Annotated in this window: 10 protein-coding genes and 1 tRNA gene; 4 read left to right on the top strand and 7 right to left on the bottom strand. The window is 50.8% G+C overall.

All coding sequences use genetic code 11. The features are described from left to right. The first annotated feature begins 124 nt into the window (after window positions 1-124). Window positions 125-988: a glycosyltransferase family 2 protein gene (locus AC5S3R_RS13120; protein ID WP_494267491.1), complete on the top strand. Its 864-nt coding sequence runs from the start codon at window positions 125-127 to the stop codon at window positions 986-988. A 170-nt stretch (window positions 989-1,158) separates the two neighbouring features. Here AC5S3R_RS13120 and rfbD read toward each other — a convergent pair whose 3' ends face one another. The 4 genes from rfbD to AC5S3R_RS13100 all read right to left on the bottom strand — a co-directional run bounded on the left by rfbD (window position 1,159) and on the right by AC5S3R_RS13100 (window position 5,421). Beyond that, on the bottom strand, window positions 1,159-2,061 hold the full coding sequence (rfbD, locus tag AC5S3R_RS13115; protein WP_494267490.1) for a dTDP-4-dehydrorhamnose reductase: 903 nt from the start codon (window positions 2,059-2,061) through the stop codon (window positions 1,159-1,161). A gap of 72 nt (window positions 2,062-2,133) precedes the next feature. Beyond that, window positions 2,134-3,030, bottom strand: a complete 897-nt coding sequence (gene rfbA / locus AC5S3R_RS13110) for a glucose-1-phosphate thymidylyltransferase RfbA (protein WP_494267489.1) — start codon at window positions 3,028-3,030, stop codon at window positions 2,134-2,136. Next, entirely contained in the window at window positions 3,030-4,106 is a 1,077-nt protein-coding gene (rfbB, locus tag AC5S3R_RS13105; protein ID WP_494267488.1) for a dTDP-glucose 4,6-dehydratase, read from the bottom strand. The genes rfbA and rfbB overlap by 1 nt, the downstream gene beginning before the upstream one ends. Window positions 4,107-4,323: 217 nt before the next feature. Then, window positions 4,324-5,421, bottom strand: coding sequence for a DUF1972 domain-containing protein (locus AC5S3R_RS13100; protein WP_494267487.1), 1,098 nt, complete (start codon window positions 5,419-5,421; stop codon window positions 4,324-4,326). A gap of 343 nt (window positions 5,422-5,764) precedes the next feature. Here AC5S3R_RS13100 and AC5S3R_RS13095 point away from each other — a divergent pair, with 343 nt between their 5' ends. The 3 genes from AC5S3R_RS13095 (at window position 5,765) to AC5S3R_RS13085 (ending at window position 10,446) form a co-directional block, all read left to right on the top strand. After that, a complete protein-coding gene (locus AC5S3R_RS13095; RefSeq protein WP_494267486.1) occupies window positions 5,765-8,035 on the top strand; it encodes a GumC family protein in 2,271 nt (756 codons plus the stop codon). Continuing rightward, a complete protein-coding gene (locus AC5S3R_RS13090; RefSeq protein ID WP_494267485.1) occupies window positions 8,022-8,900 on the top strand; it encodes a polysaccharide biosynthesis/export family protein in 879 nt (292 codons plus the stop codon). Before AC5S3R_RS13095 ends, AC5S3R_RS13090 begins: the two co-directional genes overlap by 14 nt. Window positions 8,901-9,039: 139 nt before the next feature. After that, window positions 9,040-10,446 carry a hypothetical protein gene (locus AC5S3R_RS13085; protein WP_494267484.1) on the top strand — a complete coding sequence of 469 codons (1,407 nt, stop codon included), beginning with the start codon at window positions 9,040-9,042 and terminating at the stop codon, window positions 10,444-10,446. 285 nt (window positions 10,447-10,731) lie between these two features. On the opposite strand, the gene AC5S3R_RS13080 is transcribed toward AC5S3R_RS13085, so the two are convergent. The 3 genes from AC5S3R_RS13080 to AC5S3R_RS13070 all read right to left on the bottom strand — a co-directional run bounded on the left by AC5S3R_RS13080 (window position 10,732) and on the right by AC5S3R_RS13070 (window position 13,587). After that, window positions 10,732-11,861, bottom strand: a protein-coding gene (locus AC5S3R_RS13080) for an IS3 family transposase (RefSeq protein ID WP_494267483.1) whose coding sequence is annotated in 2 segments (ribosomal slippage) — window positions 10,732-11,615 and window positions 11,615-11,861 — 1,131 coding nt in all. Because the reading frame shifts where the segments join, the coding sequence is not laid out codon by codon here. Between the two features lie 192 nt (window positions 11,862-12,053). After that, window positions 12,054-12,145: transfer RNA gene (locus AC5S3R_RS13075), tRNA-Ser, on the bottom strand. A gap of 278 nt (window positions 12,146-12,423) precedes the next feature. After that, on the bottom strand, window positions 12,424-13,587 hold the full coding sequence (locus AC5S3R_RS13070) for a nucleotidyltransferase domain-containing protein (protein ID WP_494267482.1): 1,164 nt from the start codon (window positions 13,585-13,587) through the stop codon (window positions 12,424-12,426). Window positions 13,588-14,097: the final 510 nt, after the last annotated feature.

Raw genomic sequence — 14,097 nt, 5'->3', positions numbered from 1 at the left:
GCATGATCAAACCAATTTGCCTAATTACAAGAGGGACATAGTATATATATGGTTGTATACAGGCTTTACCTTCGCACGTGTGGCGACTCTTAAAACTCCGCTTAATTGGATTCAATGGAGATAAATGTTAAATACGGTGGGAGCAGTTGTTGTTACATTCCATCCCAAGGTGCAATACCTGGTTAATCTGGCAGGTGTCCGTGCTCAGGCCGGCTTGTTAGTGGTTGTTGATAATGGTTCCACGGAAGCTGAGCTTGCTATCTTACGCAAGGCCAGTCAGGACCACCAATTTGTTTTGATTGAAAACGGCAGCAACCTTGGTATAGCCAAGGCTTTGAACATCGGCATATCGTACGCACTTAACAAAGGCTGTGAATGGATTGCTCTCTTCGATCAGGACAGCACTTTGACAGATGGCTTTATTGACGCAATGGTCGCAGACTTTCGCGAGATTACGGCTCAGAGGCCCATCCTGCAGATTGTTCCTCGCTACCTCGATCCTGAAACCCAGCAGGAAAGCTCGACTCCATTGGATGAGGATGGAGGGCCGTTTCTGACCATTACTTCCGGCAGCATGTTTCCTGCGCAAGCGTTTGATACATGCGGGTTCTTCTGCGAAGAACTGTTTATCTATTGCGTGGACGATGATTTCAGCCTGCGAATTCGCGCAAAGGGCTTTTCGATTGGGAAAAGCCGGAATGCCGTTTTAGTGCATCATTCCGGCCATCCTACCTATAAAAGAATTCTGGGAAAAACAATCGCCACCAAGAATTACAGACCTGCGGCGCGCTATTACTATGCTCGCAATAAAGTGTGGCTGTTAAAGCACTGGGGCACGCGGTTTCCGCAGTTGATTGTGCCAACTCTGCGAGAGTTTATAACGATTCCTCTCAAAATTACGCTGGCGGAAGAGGCAAGAGCTCCCAAGCTGAAATCATTTTTTCTGGGCTTTCTGCATGGAGTGGTAGGAAGAATGGGACCGTTATAGAGGTTTCCTATTGATGTAGAACGAGGCTCGGAATCCAAGGGGGATTTTCTCAAGAAAAGCCCCTTCACGAAGCTTGGAATGTTCCATTGATACTGGGAAACTGTATTAGGGCAGTAATGTTCAGCGTGGTGTCTGCATTGCCTATTGCAAACAATACACCTAAGCATATATTAGCCCGCTGCTGACTGGAGCGCTGCAATCACCACATCCAGTTCGGCCTGCCACTCGGGAAGGCGCACATCAAACCGCGTATTGAGCTTCGCATTGGAAAGCTGTGAGTTCGATGGACGTTTCGCTGGTGTAGGATAAGCCATCGTAGGAATGGCTGCTACTTCTGGCATCCGTCCGTTCAGCAGCTTGCCGGCGCGAGCAAAGATGGAGCGTGAAAAGCCGCACCATGACGTAGAGCCGGAACATGTCATGTGGTATAGCCCAGACCACTCGCTGGCTTCACCAAACCTGCCCTGCTCAACGCCGCTCAGAATGGCATGGGTGGCATTCGCAATGGCAAGCGAAGAGGTGGGCGCTCCAAACTGGTCATCAACCACGGAGAGTTGGTCCCGTTCTTTGCCCAGCCGAAGCATGGTTAAAAAGAAATTCTTCCCATGCGGTCCATAAACCCAGCTCGTGCGAAAAATAAGATATTTTCCGCTCACCTGCTGAATATTTGTTTCTCCGGCTAATTTACTTGCACCATAGACGCCCAGTGGATGCGTCGAATCCTCTTCGTTCCATGCTCCCTGTTTCGAGCCATCGAAGACGTAATCCGTTGAATAATGCACCAGGGTAGCGCCGAGCCTCAGTGCCTCCTCTGCCAGAACTTTCGGAGCTACGGCATTCACTGCCCACGCTAGCTCGGGTTCCGCTTCTGCTTTGTCGACTTGCGTATAGGCAGCCGGATTGAGAATGACATCAGGAGCAATGGCGCGCACATGCGAGCGAAGGTTTTCAGCAGAGGTTAAGTCCACCGTTTTTCGGTCAATCGCAATAACTTCGCCATCCATCGCAAATGCCCGCTTCAGTTCGGTACCGACCTGGCCATTCGCGCCTGTTATCAATATCCGTCGGCCCACGAAAATAACCTCAAAGCATTCTTATAAGTTGCTGGCATTTTGCCGTTCGTGACAGGAAAAAGACGACCGCCGTCAATCCGCAAGGATTGACGGCACGAACCCATCTTCGTCCGCGAGCGTCAGGAGATATTTCCCATATCCGCTCTTGGAGATTTTGCCGGCAAGCTTTTTCATTTCATCGGTGGTGATATAGCCAAGCCGCCATGCAATTTCTTCAGGGCATGCAATCTTGAGGCCCTGCCGGTGTTCAATGGTCTGAATAAACAAGCCTGCCTCAAAAAGGGAATCGTGGGTTCCAGTGTCCAGCCATGCCATACCCCGGCTCATGATTGAAACATTTAAACGCCCAGCCTCAAGATAAAGGCGATTCAGATCCGTGATCTCAAGCTCACCGCGTGCGGAAGGCTTCAAGTCTGCGGCCATCTGTACCACGTCATTGTCGTAGAAGTAGAGCCCAGTCACTGCATAACGGGACCGGGGCTTGAGCGGCTTTTCTTCAATGCTGATAGCCTGCCCATTACGGTCAAACTCCACTACGCCATACCGCTCCGGGTCTGTTACCGGGTAGGCGAATACCGTCGCTCCACTCTTTAACGTAGCCGCGCTCTGTAACTGGTGAGAAAAGGATTGGCCATAGAAGATGTTGTCTCCTAGAACAAGCGCGCATGTATCATCGCCAATAAATTCACGGCCAATAATGAACGCCTGTGCCAGACCATCCGGGCTGGGTTGGACCGCATAGGTAATATTGATGCCCCAGTTATGTCCATCGTCCAGTAGATCGCGAAATCGGCCAATATCCTGGGGAGTAGAGATAATCAGGATGTCGCGCAATCCAGCCAGCATCAGCGTGGAGAGCGGGTAATAAATCATGGGTTTGTCGTAAACCGGCAATAGTTGCTTGGAGACAACCTGGGTTACGGGGTGAAGCCGGGTACCTGACCCGCCTGCCAGAATAATTCCTTTCATTAGGCCAATCGCTCCGCGTAATTATGCTCAATCCAGTCGAGATAAGCGCCGGTGCGGATGCTCTCTACCCACTGGAGATTATTTAGGTACCACTGAACTGTCTTTCGCAGACCGCCCTCAAACTGCACAGCGGGCTTCCAGCCGAGTTCGTGCTCAATCTTGCTTGCATTGATTGCATACCGCCGATCATGTCCCGGGCGGTCCTGCACAAAGCGGATGAGCGAGCGGCGCGGTCCAATCGCGGTATCGGGCTTGATCTCATCGAGAATGTCGCAGATCGCATGCACGACATCGATATTGGTCTTTTCGCTGTTTCCGCCCACGTTATACGTTTCACCCGGCTGTCCGCTCTCAAGCACCCTGCGAATCGCCGAGCAGTGCTCTTCCACAAATAACCAGTCGCGCACATTCTTGCCGTCGCCGTATACAGGCAGAGGCTTACCGTTCAGAGCGTTCAGAATCACCAGAGGAATCAGCTTTTCGGGGAACTGGAAAGGGCCATAATTGTTCGAGCAGTTTGTCGTCAGCACGGGCATGCCGTAAGTGTGATAGTAAGCACGCGCCAAGTGATCGGATGCTGCCTTAGATGCCGCATAAGGGCTGTTGGGAGCATACGGAGTCGTTTCAGAAAACGCTGGATCATTCGGCCCAAGCGTGCCATAAACTTCATCCGTTGACACATGGAGAAACCGGAAGGCCTTTCGGTCGTCGTCTTCTAGCTCAGACCAGTATTTCTTCGCTTCGCTTAGGAGCGTAAAGGTGCCATTTACGTTCGTGCGTACAAATTCACCTGGCGAAGAGATGGAGCGGTCAACATGGCTCTCCGCGGCGAAGTGAACAATAGCGCGTGGCTGGTGTTCACGTAGCAGGGAACTGACCAGTTCCGCATCGCAGATATCTCCACGCACCAAGGTATGAAGCGGATTGCTGTTGAGCGTAGAGAGGTTTTCCGGATTTCCGGCATAGGTCAACTTGTCCAGATTTACTACGGATTCATTTGTAGCTGCTATCCAGGTCAAGACAAAATTGGAACCAATAAAACCTGCACCACCAGTTACAAGTATCTTGTCGTTCACTCCACAACTCCTAAGCTAGATATCAGAAATTATATCTACCACTATGAAACAATTTTCGCACAGATGACGAAGGAATGAGCTTTGAATAGACGGCCGGAAGAGCCTTCAGATGGCCCCTGAAATTTATGTTTGCGCGACCGTAGCTGCTCCGCATGAGCTATGCAGTGAGCAGTCGTTCTCAAGATACCATGTTTATGCCGTGCTCCGATGAAATTCATCATCCACGGTCCCAGGAGCGCAGTACCTCTTCGTACTGTGCCAAAACATCATGCAGCATGAAGGAGTCATGGTGGCGCTTGCGGCTTCCTTGTTCCATGGTCTGGAGCTGCTCTGGGTTTTGCGTTAACGAATCAAGGATTGCCTCAAGCTCATCTTCATTTTTGAAAAAACGCGCGGAATCTCCCGCGACCCAGCGATTGAACAGATTGTCATGAGCGATGACCGCATTCCCTGCCCCCAAAGACTCCACCAGGGAGGGATTCGTTCCTCCTACCTGGTGCCCGTGGATATATGCAATCGCATAGTAGCGCAATGCCTGGACCACTTTCGTGTCATAGATTGCTCCAAGGAAATGAACCTCTGGACTTGCCGCCTCAAGCACCTTCCGGTGAAAAGCATTCAGCTCCGGTTCATATTTCCCCAGGATTACCAGCGGAATTCCGCGTTGGCGCCGCGAGTAGGCGCGCACTACTTCAAGCAGGGAGTTTTCCGGCTCAGGGCGGGCGATTACAAGGTAGTAGTTTTTCGGAGTCAGCTCAAACGAACGAACAACTTCCTGATCGACAGATTCAACCACGTGAGCGCCGTAAGGAATGGTGGAAATTTTCTTACCCGGAGTGTGCCTTTCCAGGTGTCTGCGAATCTCCGGATGATCGGCAACAAGATGGTTAGCCAGTCGGGCGCCGAACCATTCATTCATCCATAGCCATGCCCGATGGAGTGGAGGCCACTTAGCTCGTTTCCACTCTATCCCATCCATATTCATCAGGTTGGGCACACCCCGCAAACGATAGAGCGCGCTAAGCACTGCCGTGTTATATCCAAGTGTCAATACTACCCCGTTGCTTTGAGACGCATGCCATGCCGCCTTCGCATCGAAAATTGCTGTTCCGAGTGCGCCTTCGCCTCCCGGAACAAGAACGCGATTCACACCGCGCCACTTATCTGTTGTAATGTTTCCTTCAGGCTCAACCTGGCAGTAGACGGTTACTTCATGGCCGCATCCAACAAGGAACAGGGCAAGGTCTTCTGCAAAAGTTTCAAAACCGCCATGTTTCGCAGGGATTCCCCGTGTTCCCAGAATAAGAATATGCATTCATTAGCTCCAAAGCATGGTCCACGCAATTAAAGATGCGTTGTATGGTTGTATGTATGTCGTACGCCCGTGATGGTCAGGGAATTTATTTTTACGTGAACAAGATTTTCCTCAGGTGCAGCGGTTATTCTTAGGTGACAGATTGTAAGAGTAGTCCTCGAAATTTTGATCGAGACCGGGGTAGAAAACAACTGAAATGTGGGTAAGTCAAACCTAATCAGAATCTATAGAGTAGTCTACTTGATAGTCGAAATCAAAACAGTTGAAATATAAAGAGTTGTCTATCTCCTATGTTATGCTATGACTCAACCGGAAACTAAGCTATAGTGAGGTCCGCAATTAGGTGAGTAACGCCGAAAATTCCCAACCCTCTCTTCAAGAAATAATTCGTATATTTCAACGTAGAAGACGCGTCGGATTCATCACTTTTTTTGTAGTACTGGCGTTGGCCGTTCTTGCGTGCATTTTTATGACGCGGAGATACCAGGCTTCCGGTGTTATTGAATTACAGAAGTCTAGTTCGGATGCGCTTGATCTCCAAAGTATGATGGGTGATGGTGGCGGCGGCGCAGGGGATTCGCTTTCGGCCAACCTTGATCTCCAGACACAGGCAGATATCCTTAAGTCCGATACGCTGGCTCTTAAAGTAATTAAGGATATGAATCTGGAGGACAATAAGGATTTTAAGTCTAGGTTTAATCCTTTGCATTGGGTGTTTGCGGCCATAACTCCGAAAGGGACTGCCGATCCGGTTGGCGTGCCCATTGAGTACGCACCGCACCGGCGCGTTGCTGCCCTCAAAGCGTTTGCAGGCCACTTGGCTGTGAGAGTGCACTCCGGTACAAGGCTGATTGATGTCAGTTTCAGCAATCGTGACCCGAAGGTTGCCGCGGCCGTTGTTAACCATCTCTTTCAAGGGTTGATCGATTTTACCTTCCAGACGAAATTCAATGCGACAACCTCGGTATCGCAGTGGCTGGAAGGGCAGCTTTCTGATTTGAGAAAGCAGAGTGCCGATCTTGAAAGCAAGGTCGTGCAAATGCAGAAGGATACCGGCTTGTTTGGCGTTGGCGCCACCGACATGCAGGGCAAGCCTGTAATTTTTAGTCCTGTCCTTGACCGGTTGCAAGCCTCAACCACGCAGTATTCCGGGGCGGAGTTAAACAGAATTGTCAAGCAGTCTGTGTATCAGGTTGCCAGTTCAGGCGATCCGGAATTAATTTCGCAGTTGGTCGGTACCACCATGGCAAGCTCCTCTGGGCAAGGAGTTCAGAACTCTCTGACCCTAATCCAGAACTTGCGCCAGCAGGAAGCAACGCTGGATACGCAAGTCAAACAGGACGCAGCCGTATACGGGAGCGCCTATCCGAAGCTCGTTGAAGAGCGCGCATCGTTGGATCGCGTGCACCAGTTGCTTCAGGAAGAAGTTAAACGTATCGGAGAGCGTGCGCGGACCGACTATGAGGTTGCTCTCAAAGCAGAGCAGGGCCTGAAGTCGGTTTATCAGGCTAATCGCAGCGAGGCAGAGAAGCTCAACGATAAGACGATTGAGTACACCATTGCGGCAAAAGAAGCGGATCAGAGTCAAGAGCTCTATCAAGACCTGCTGAAGCGTCTGAAGGAAGCGGGCATTGTAGAAGGACTGAAGTCCTCGAATATTTCCGTTGTGGTGCCTGCCAGCGAGCCGGACAGCCCGCACACACCCAATGTTCCGGTGATCTTGGCGTTGGGAGTCTTTTTTGGCGGCGCTCTTGCAGGAGGCGCTTGCCTGCTTGCGGATGCGCTGGACAACAAGGTGCAGGGTGTCGAAGAGGTGGAAGCGATTGGTGCTCCCTTGCTAGGCATTCTGCCTCAACTGGAGGAAAAGAAAAACGCTCTTCTCGTTTGGCAGGATGCAGAGAAGGACTATTCTCCATTTGTGGAAGCCATACGCAACTTACGTTCCACTGTTCTGCTTTCAACCTCGGGAGATGGAAAGCCTCCTAAGGTGATCCTGGTTACAAGCGGTAGCCCTGCCGAAGGAAAATCGACAATTTCTTTTCACTTGGCCGTCGTGCTGAGTCAGATGGGCAAAAGTGTTCTCCTCATTGAAGGTGACTTGCGCAGACCTGGCTTGAGTGGAAGATTAGGGATACATCCGACTGCAGGCTTAGGCCAGTTGCTTGCTGCTTCTGCCACGGTTGTTACGCCGCTGTCGCTTCCTGGTCATGACAGGGTTAAATTCCTTGCCGCTGGCCCTGTGTCCCCATATCCAGCGGAGCTATTAGCCTCTCAACGCATGATGACCTTGTTAGATGAGTGGAAATCTGAGTATGACTTTATTGTGATCGATTCGGCGCCGGTGCTCGCCGTGTCTGATGCTCTTGCAATTGAGAAATTGGCGGATACCACTGTGCTTGTGGCGCGGTCCGGACAGACCACGCGAATCGGTTTGAAGCGGTCGCTACAGCTTCTTGTTCCTCATGCTGCCAATCCGGCATTTCCGGCGATTGGCGTACTTCTCAACGGTGTTCCCGTCAGATCTGCTGCCTACTATGGTTATTACGGATATTACGGAAGTACCAAGTACGGTTATGAAGAAAAGAAGTCGGAGAAGCGCAATGAAGATGCTTAGTATTCTGCTGGCATTTGTGTTTGCTGGCACCGTGCTCCACGGCCAGTTGGAGAGTTATGTCATCGGCCCAGGCGATCTCCTGCATGTGAAGGTATTGGAATCTCCGGAACTGGAGCAGTCTGCGCGTGTCACGGATGCAGGGACGCTACCTCTTATCTTTGGAGGGAGTGTGAAGCTTGTTGGCTTGACTCCTGCCCAGGCTGCGGAAGTAGTCCGTGAGGCACTTATTAATAGCCACTATCTGTTAGCTCCGCACGTTAGCATAACGATCGATCAGCCGGCCACTCAAACTGTAACTGTGCTAGGGTATGTGCGTGCTCCGGGAGCCTATCCAATCACAACGCCACGCTCTTTACTGGATGTGGTTGCGCTTGCGGGTGGACTGTTGGACAATGCGAACCGCAAGGTTACCATCGAGAGGCACGCCTCGGGCGCGAGAGAGGATGTTTTTATTTCCAACATCGCCAAGACGGCTCTCGACTCGAATTTAAAGGTTTATCCCGGCGATATTGTGATGGTTCCCAAGGTTGAGGTCGTATATATGCTTGGGGATGTAGTGCGCCCTGGCGGTTATCCGATGGCTACGAATGATTCGAAGCTTTCGGTGCTGCAGGCTGTTTCTTTAGCTGGTGGAACGCCTCCCACTGCGGTGCCGTCGAAGGCTCGGTTGGTGCGAAAGCAGCCGGATGGTTCCTACGTGGAAATACCTTTGCCGCTCAGTGCCATGCAGAAAGGCAAAAGGACGGATATCGCTCTCCAAGCGGACGACATCGTATATGTCCCGTTCAGCTATCTGCGTAACGCGTTTATGGGCATAACAACTCTGCTCGCAGCAGCATCTTCCGCAGCTATCTACCAGTTCTAGATACTGGCCGTGGCGGTGCAGAAACTGCAAAGTTTACTGACTGTGCCGCCTGGCGCGGGTTGCAGATCATGATCTCCGCCTTGTCGGCATATGCGTAGAATGTCATTAGCGGGAAGATTGCGCGAAAGGAATTGGATAATTGAGCAGCTTTCAACAAGCCCCTAATATGGCACAGTTTCCTGGGGCAACTACACCAATCCTTTCGCCGATGCTCTTTGTGCGTTTTTCCATGGCTCTATGCCTCTTATTGTTAATGATGGATGGAACTCTTCCGGAACTTGAAATAGCAATTTTTGGGGGACGTTTACTAATTCCCATCGTCATTGTTCCTCTCTATCTTATAGGCTGCGTATTTTTTACAAGCTTGATCCGGGTGAGGTTCACTCCTTCTCCTCTGCTTGTACCCGTGTTAATGCTATTGACATTTCTTGTTCTCGATTCAGCCAGTTTGCACTTCATAGAAGAGTTGGGCGCTAAAGAGATTTTTGATACATATTTCGCCTATTTTTGGGCGCTCACGCTGGCCGCTGTGTGTTCGGCATGTCCGATTGAGATAAGCGAAGACACATTTACCACGCTTATTCTGATCTGCTTCTGGGTGAATTTCATCATTGCACTCATGCAGTATGTTACCAATACCCCAATACTTGCTACGGCAAGCGATGATCAGACCTATGTAGCCCCAGCCACAATTTTTAGTGGAGGGCTTCAGCGAGCCTTCGGCTTGTTTAACAATGGTCTTAATCTGGGACTGTTTTGTTCATTTGTCGCGGCGCTTGGCGCGCGATTTTGCCGCAGTTTTTACGGAACAGTACACGGAATTCTCATCATAGCGGCGGCCGCTTTTATATGCTATGCCACTTACACGCGACTGACGTTTGTTTGTTTCGTATGCTGCCTGTGTTCTATTTTCGTGTTCTCGAATCGAATGCTGCAGCGCTTTGGAGTGTGGCTGCCTTTATTGTGGTTTATAGTTGGGCTTGGTGTGCTGGTGACGGCTCTGAGCAGCAATGTCACCCAGGCAAGTCTTTCCAGTACGGATTCTATGAATTCGCGTTATGCCGGATGGATGGAGGCCTATGGCCACTTTACTGCAGCTGATCTGCAGGGAAAATTGTTTGGCATTGGCATGGTTCCCAATCCTGAACGAAATGTCTCCAATGCACCTACAAAAATTGCCAACTATCCTATAGATAGTGTCTTCTTCATATTATTGATTTACATTGGGATAGTAGGGATTATCTTCGTGGCCTATTTTCTCTTGCGAGCTTGGCTTTATATGTATCGCACCAATCTGCAAGAGGATTCGGATTTGAGATCTGCAATTACTGCATTTTGGTCGACCATACTTCTTATTTCCCTTTTTAACTGGACACTTGGCACTCTTAGCTACTACCTGCTAATGTTCGCGCTGCTTAAAAGAAAGCCGCAGGTTCCCAATGACATCCCCAGGCCTTTGCCCCTTGCCGGGCAAAGCGCTTTGGCCGTGCGTTTTGGCGGGCGAGCGGGCAGCCTCGGTAGCTTGCCCCAGCCGCATATCCGGTAGGGCGATAGCTCAGAGTTTTGCTCTGTCGCGTGCTTTCGTAGACTGTCGCTGAAAATTGGCCATGGTCCAGAGTGCCGCTTTGCGCAACGCAGCCTAGGCCAGTCATCCAGCGTTAAATCAAGTCTCTTGCTGCTAGCTGTTAATTCCGCAAGTTTCCAACAAGCAGTTAGCGTAAATGCATTCTCAACCGCAGACTGCATAGTGATCTGTGGAGTGCCCGGCTTGAAATGTGCCAGTGGATAAGAGAGAACTGGACAAGTGAAGGGCCCGGAAAAACAGTACCACTTAGATGGTTAGTCTTTGGCCTGTTTTTGTTTCAGTCATATCGCGTCTAGCCGCGATATGACTGGCGAACTCTGTCGGCGTGCGATCGGCCAGAGCTCTGTGAGGACGACTCACATTGTATTCCTGCCGCCAGGCCTCGATCACTTGTCTGGCTTCGGCGAGGGACTGGAACCAGTTTGTATCCAGGCATTCGGATCGGAAGGTTCCATTGAACGATTCGCAGAAGGCGTTGTCGGTGGGCTTTCCGGGACGAGAGAAGTCGATCTTCACACCATTGCGATAAGCCCACAGGTCCATCATCTGACCGGTGAACTCGGACCCATTGTCACAGAACAGCAGCTGCGGAAGACCCCGCTGTTCTTTTAGTCGATTGAGAACTCGCACCACGTCTTCTCCTCGCAGGCTTTGCCCGGATTCGATAGCCAGGCTTTCCCGCGTATAGATATCTACTACCGTCAGCGAGCGGAAACGCCTCCCATCGCTGAGCTGATCGGCCACGAAATCCATAGCCCATACCTGGTTCGGACCTGTCGGGCGGAACCGCTCTTGACGATGCACCACGGCGCGCCGCCGTCCAGCAGGTCTTTTACGCAGCCCGAGTCCCTCTTCCTTGTACAACTGGTAGACAAGGTCTTTACCAACCTTCCAGCCCTCGCGGTTTAACAGCACGCGGATCTTCCGGTATCCGTAGCGCACACGGATCTGAGCAATCTCCCGCATCCGCATGCGAAGTTCCACCCACTGCTCCTGGCGGCCTGCGTAGCGGTATGTTGTCCGTCCGATCTCCAGAACCGTGCATACATGCCGTTCGCTCACCCGATAGCAGGCTTTCAAGTGCTCCACCAGCGGGCGGCGCCGCGAGGGCTTTACAACTTTTTTCTTAGAACGTCCTGCAGCATCGTCTTATCCAGTGTCAGTTCAGCCACCAGTTGCTTCAGCTTCGTGTTCTCTTCCTTGAGTTGCTTGATCTGCCGAACCTGATCTACCTCCAGCCCCGCATACTTCGCCTTCCACCGATAGAACGTCTGCTCCGTGATCCCAACCTTCCGGATCAATTCCGCCACAGGTACTCCCACCTCAGCTTGCTTCAGAACTGACACAATCTGCTCCACAGAAAACTTCTTCTTCATTGGCAAAATCCTTCCGCCCTCTTCAGGCGGGTTTTGCCAAAATACTAACTCTCAATTTGGTACCGTTTTCGCCAAGCCCATCACATTGCTACTGGAAATATCAACGCATGCGCCATGTTTTTGTGGGGAAGTCTTATAAAAATCAGGGCCGGGGAAACACCCGCTCCAGCCGCTCTTTTTATTTTCTAAGTATGGCGGAGAGGGCGAGATTCGAACTCGCGATACGCTTTCACGTATGACCGCTTTCGAGGCGGTTCCATTCAACCGGGCTCTGGCACCTCTCCAAGACTCTTTATATGATACCAAGACAGCTAGCATGAGTCCACTGCCGCACATCCTGTTACAGGTGCCAGAAATTAGAGGGAAATAGTGCACAGCCATCTAGAGTTCTCGGCTTCTTCTGTTGTTGCATCTTGCGTCGTTCGGAATCCAGATATACATGCGCCGCGCCAACAATCTCACTGCTACAAAAGATCGGTCCGTCCGCTCAGCCACGAGATTAGCGAATCGATTGAGGGAAGTGTTGTGCGGAGGGATACAGAATCAGTGCGATTTATTTTGTCTAGCTTTGCGGATAAAACGTGTGAAATATTTTGCGAACGCCATGTTTACCAAACAAGCGAAATGGACGCAGCATGAGCATGAGACCTGCCGGGATGTGGTGGTTACGCGCCCATTGGCGATCCTCGGCTGTTGGTGAAAAATAGCTTAGGCTATAGCGCAGCCGCTTCCATATGCTTGGCTCAATTTGCAGATAAAGCAAGCGGTAGTCATTGAGTCCTTTTTGAAAGTTGTCGGAGAGCATCCGCGTTACTGTGCGTTCCATGCGCTTGTTAAGCGGAGATGAGGAAAATAGTTTCTCCATTGTTTTGGGAAAGCGATGGGGAAATGCTGTGCGAAGGACCGCAGATGCGAAAAGTAACCAGGGAGTTAGATTGCGTTGTTGCGCCAGCTTCAGGAGGGACTCATACTCCCAGTTGTGCCATCCTTGTAGCGATTGCACACTATCGAGAATCCAGATGAGCCGCGAAAATCCATGCTTGGCTCCATGGCAGCAGAGATAGAGTGCCAGGTCTATCTTCGACATGGAGAAAGCAGGAACCTCATGGAATGTAATGGCATGGGCACGGCTCCATGCTCCCTCTGTGTCCAATGGTAGATATCTCTTATCGCCGAGTTCGAAGTGCAACTCAACCAAAAGGCCATTACGAAAAAATTTCCTGTCATAGCCGGAGAGTTGATTGTGAGGAAAGAATCCAAGGCTAATCAGCAGTGACTCTGCATTTAAAAAATCCTTGCGTCGTACTAACAGGTCAAGGTCACTCGAAGTACGCAAAGATGCGTCACCATAAAGCCTCAGGCTCAAAGCAGGGCCCTTCAGTGGGAGAAGGTCAATTTGCTGGTTCGCAAACGCTTCCAAAAGACGGCGCAACTCCTCGGCGCGGCTCGTTGCCGCAGATTGGCTCTCTCTGGCCGACTCTGCAAAGAAATCGGGAACTTGTGTGTCTGTTTTTTCGAATATGTCAAAGACATAATTGAGAACACCATTTCTCGCTGCCATATTATGGAAGACATGCCAATCAATATCCGGAGTGAGAACTGGCGTGGTGCCTCCAAGAAGGTCCATCAGCAGAGCCGCTTCGTACAAGGGACTTTGTACCGCGATCTGTGATTTCGCGATAGTTCCATCGGAGAGATGGCCGAGCGGCTCTTCAAATGCAATCATGAACGACATTGTACCTTTACGGATTTCATCGTCATAAATGCTAGGTCGAAGAGGGAAGTAAGAGCGATTGGCATCCCTCGTTATGGTGGATTTCGTTGTTGACGAAGAGCCATGGCTGCTTCTCTTCGTTTTGCCAACATCTGGCGAGCTTTTTAGAAGGCATGTCCGTAAATGCGTAAATAGAAATGGATATTCGGTGCCCTATGGTGCAGTTACCCGGGAGGAAATGTGTTCATGAGCAGTAAAAATGAGCGGAAGATGGATGCTTGGTATCGGTGCAACGAAATGCAGTCTGAAAAAGAAGCCCCCGTTGCATTTCGAGGCAGACGTATTCAACTCCGCCTCCATCTCTCTGCATCAAGGGGAAGGTATGAGATTACGGGAGCAGGGTTCATGTCGCCTATAGTCGCCTATCTCGCTGCGCCCCGTAGTGCCGGGATGATACTGTACCCTTTACCGTGTTTAGAGTGCCTATCGGCATTCCAGGCGCCCAAAATTTACGTGTGCAGA

Source organism: Occallatibacter sp. FHG110214_02 (assembly GCF_059115385.1).
Note: the sequence above shows the minus strand (reverse complement) of the source record. Positions and strands in the feature narration are given on the sequence as shown.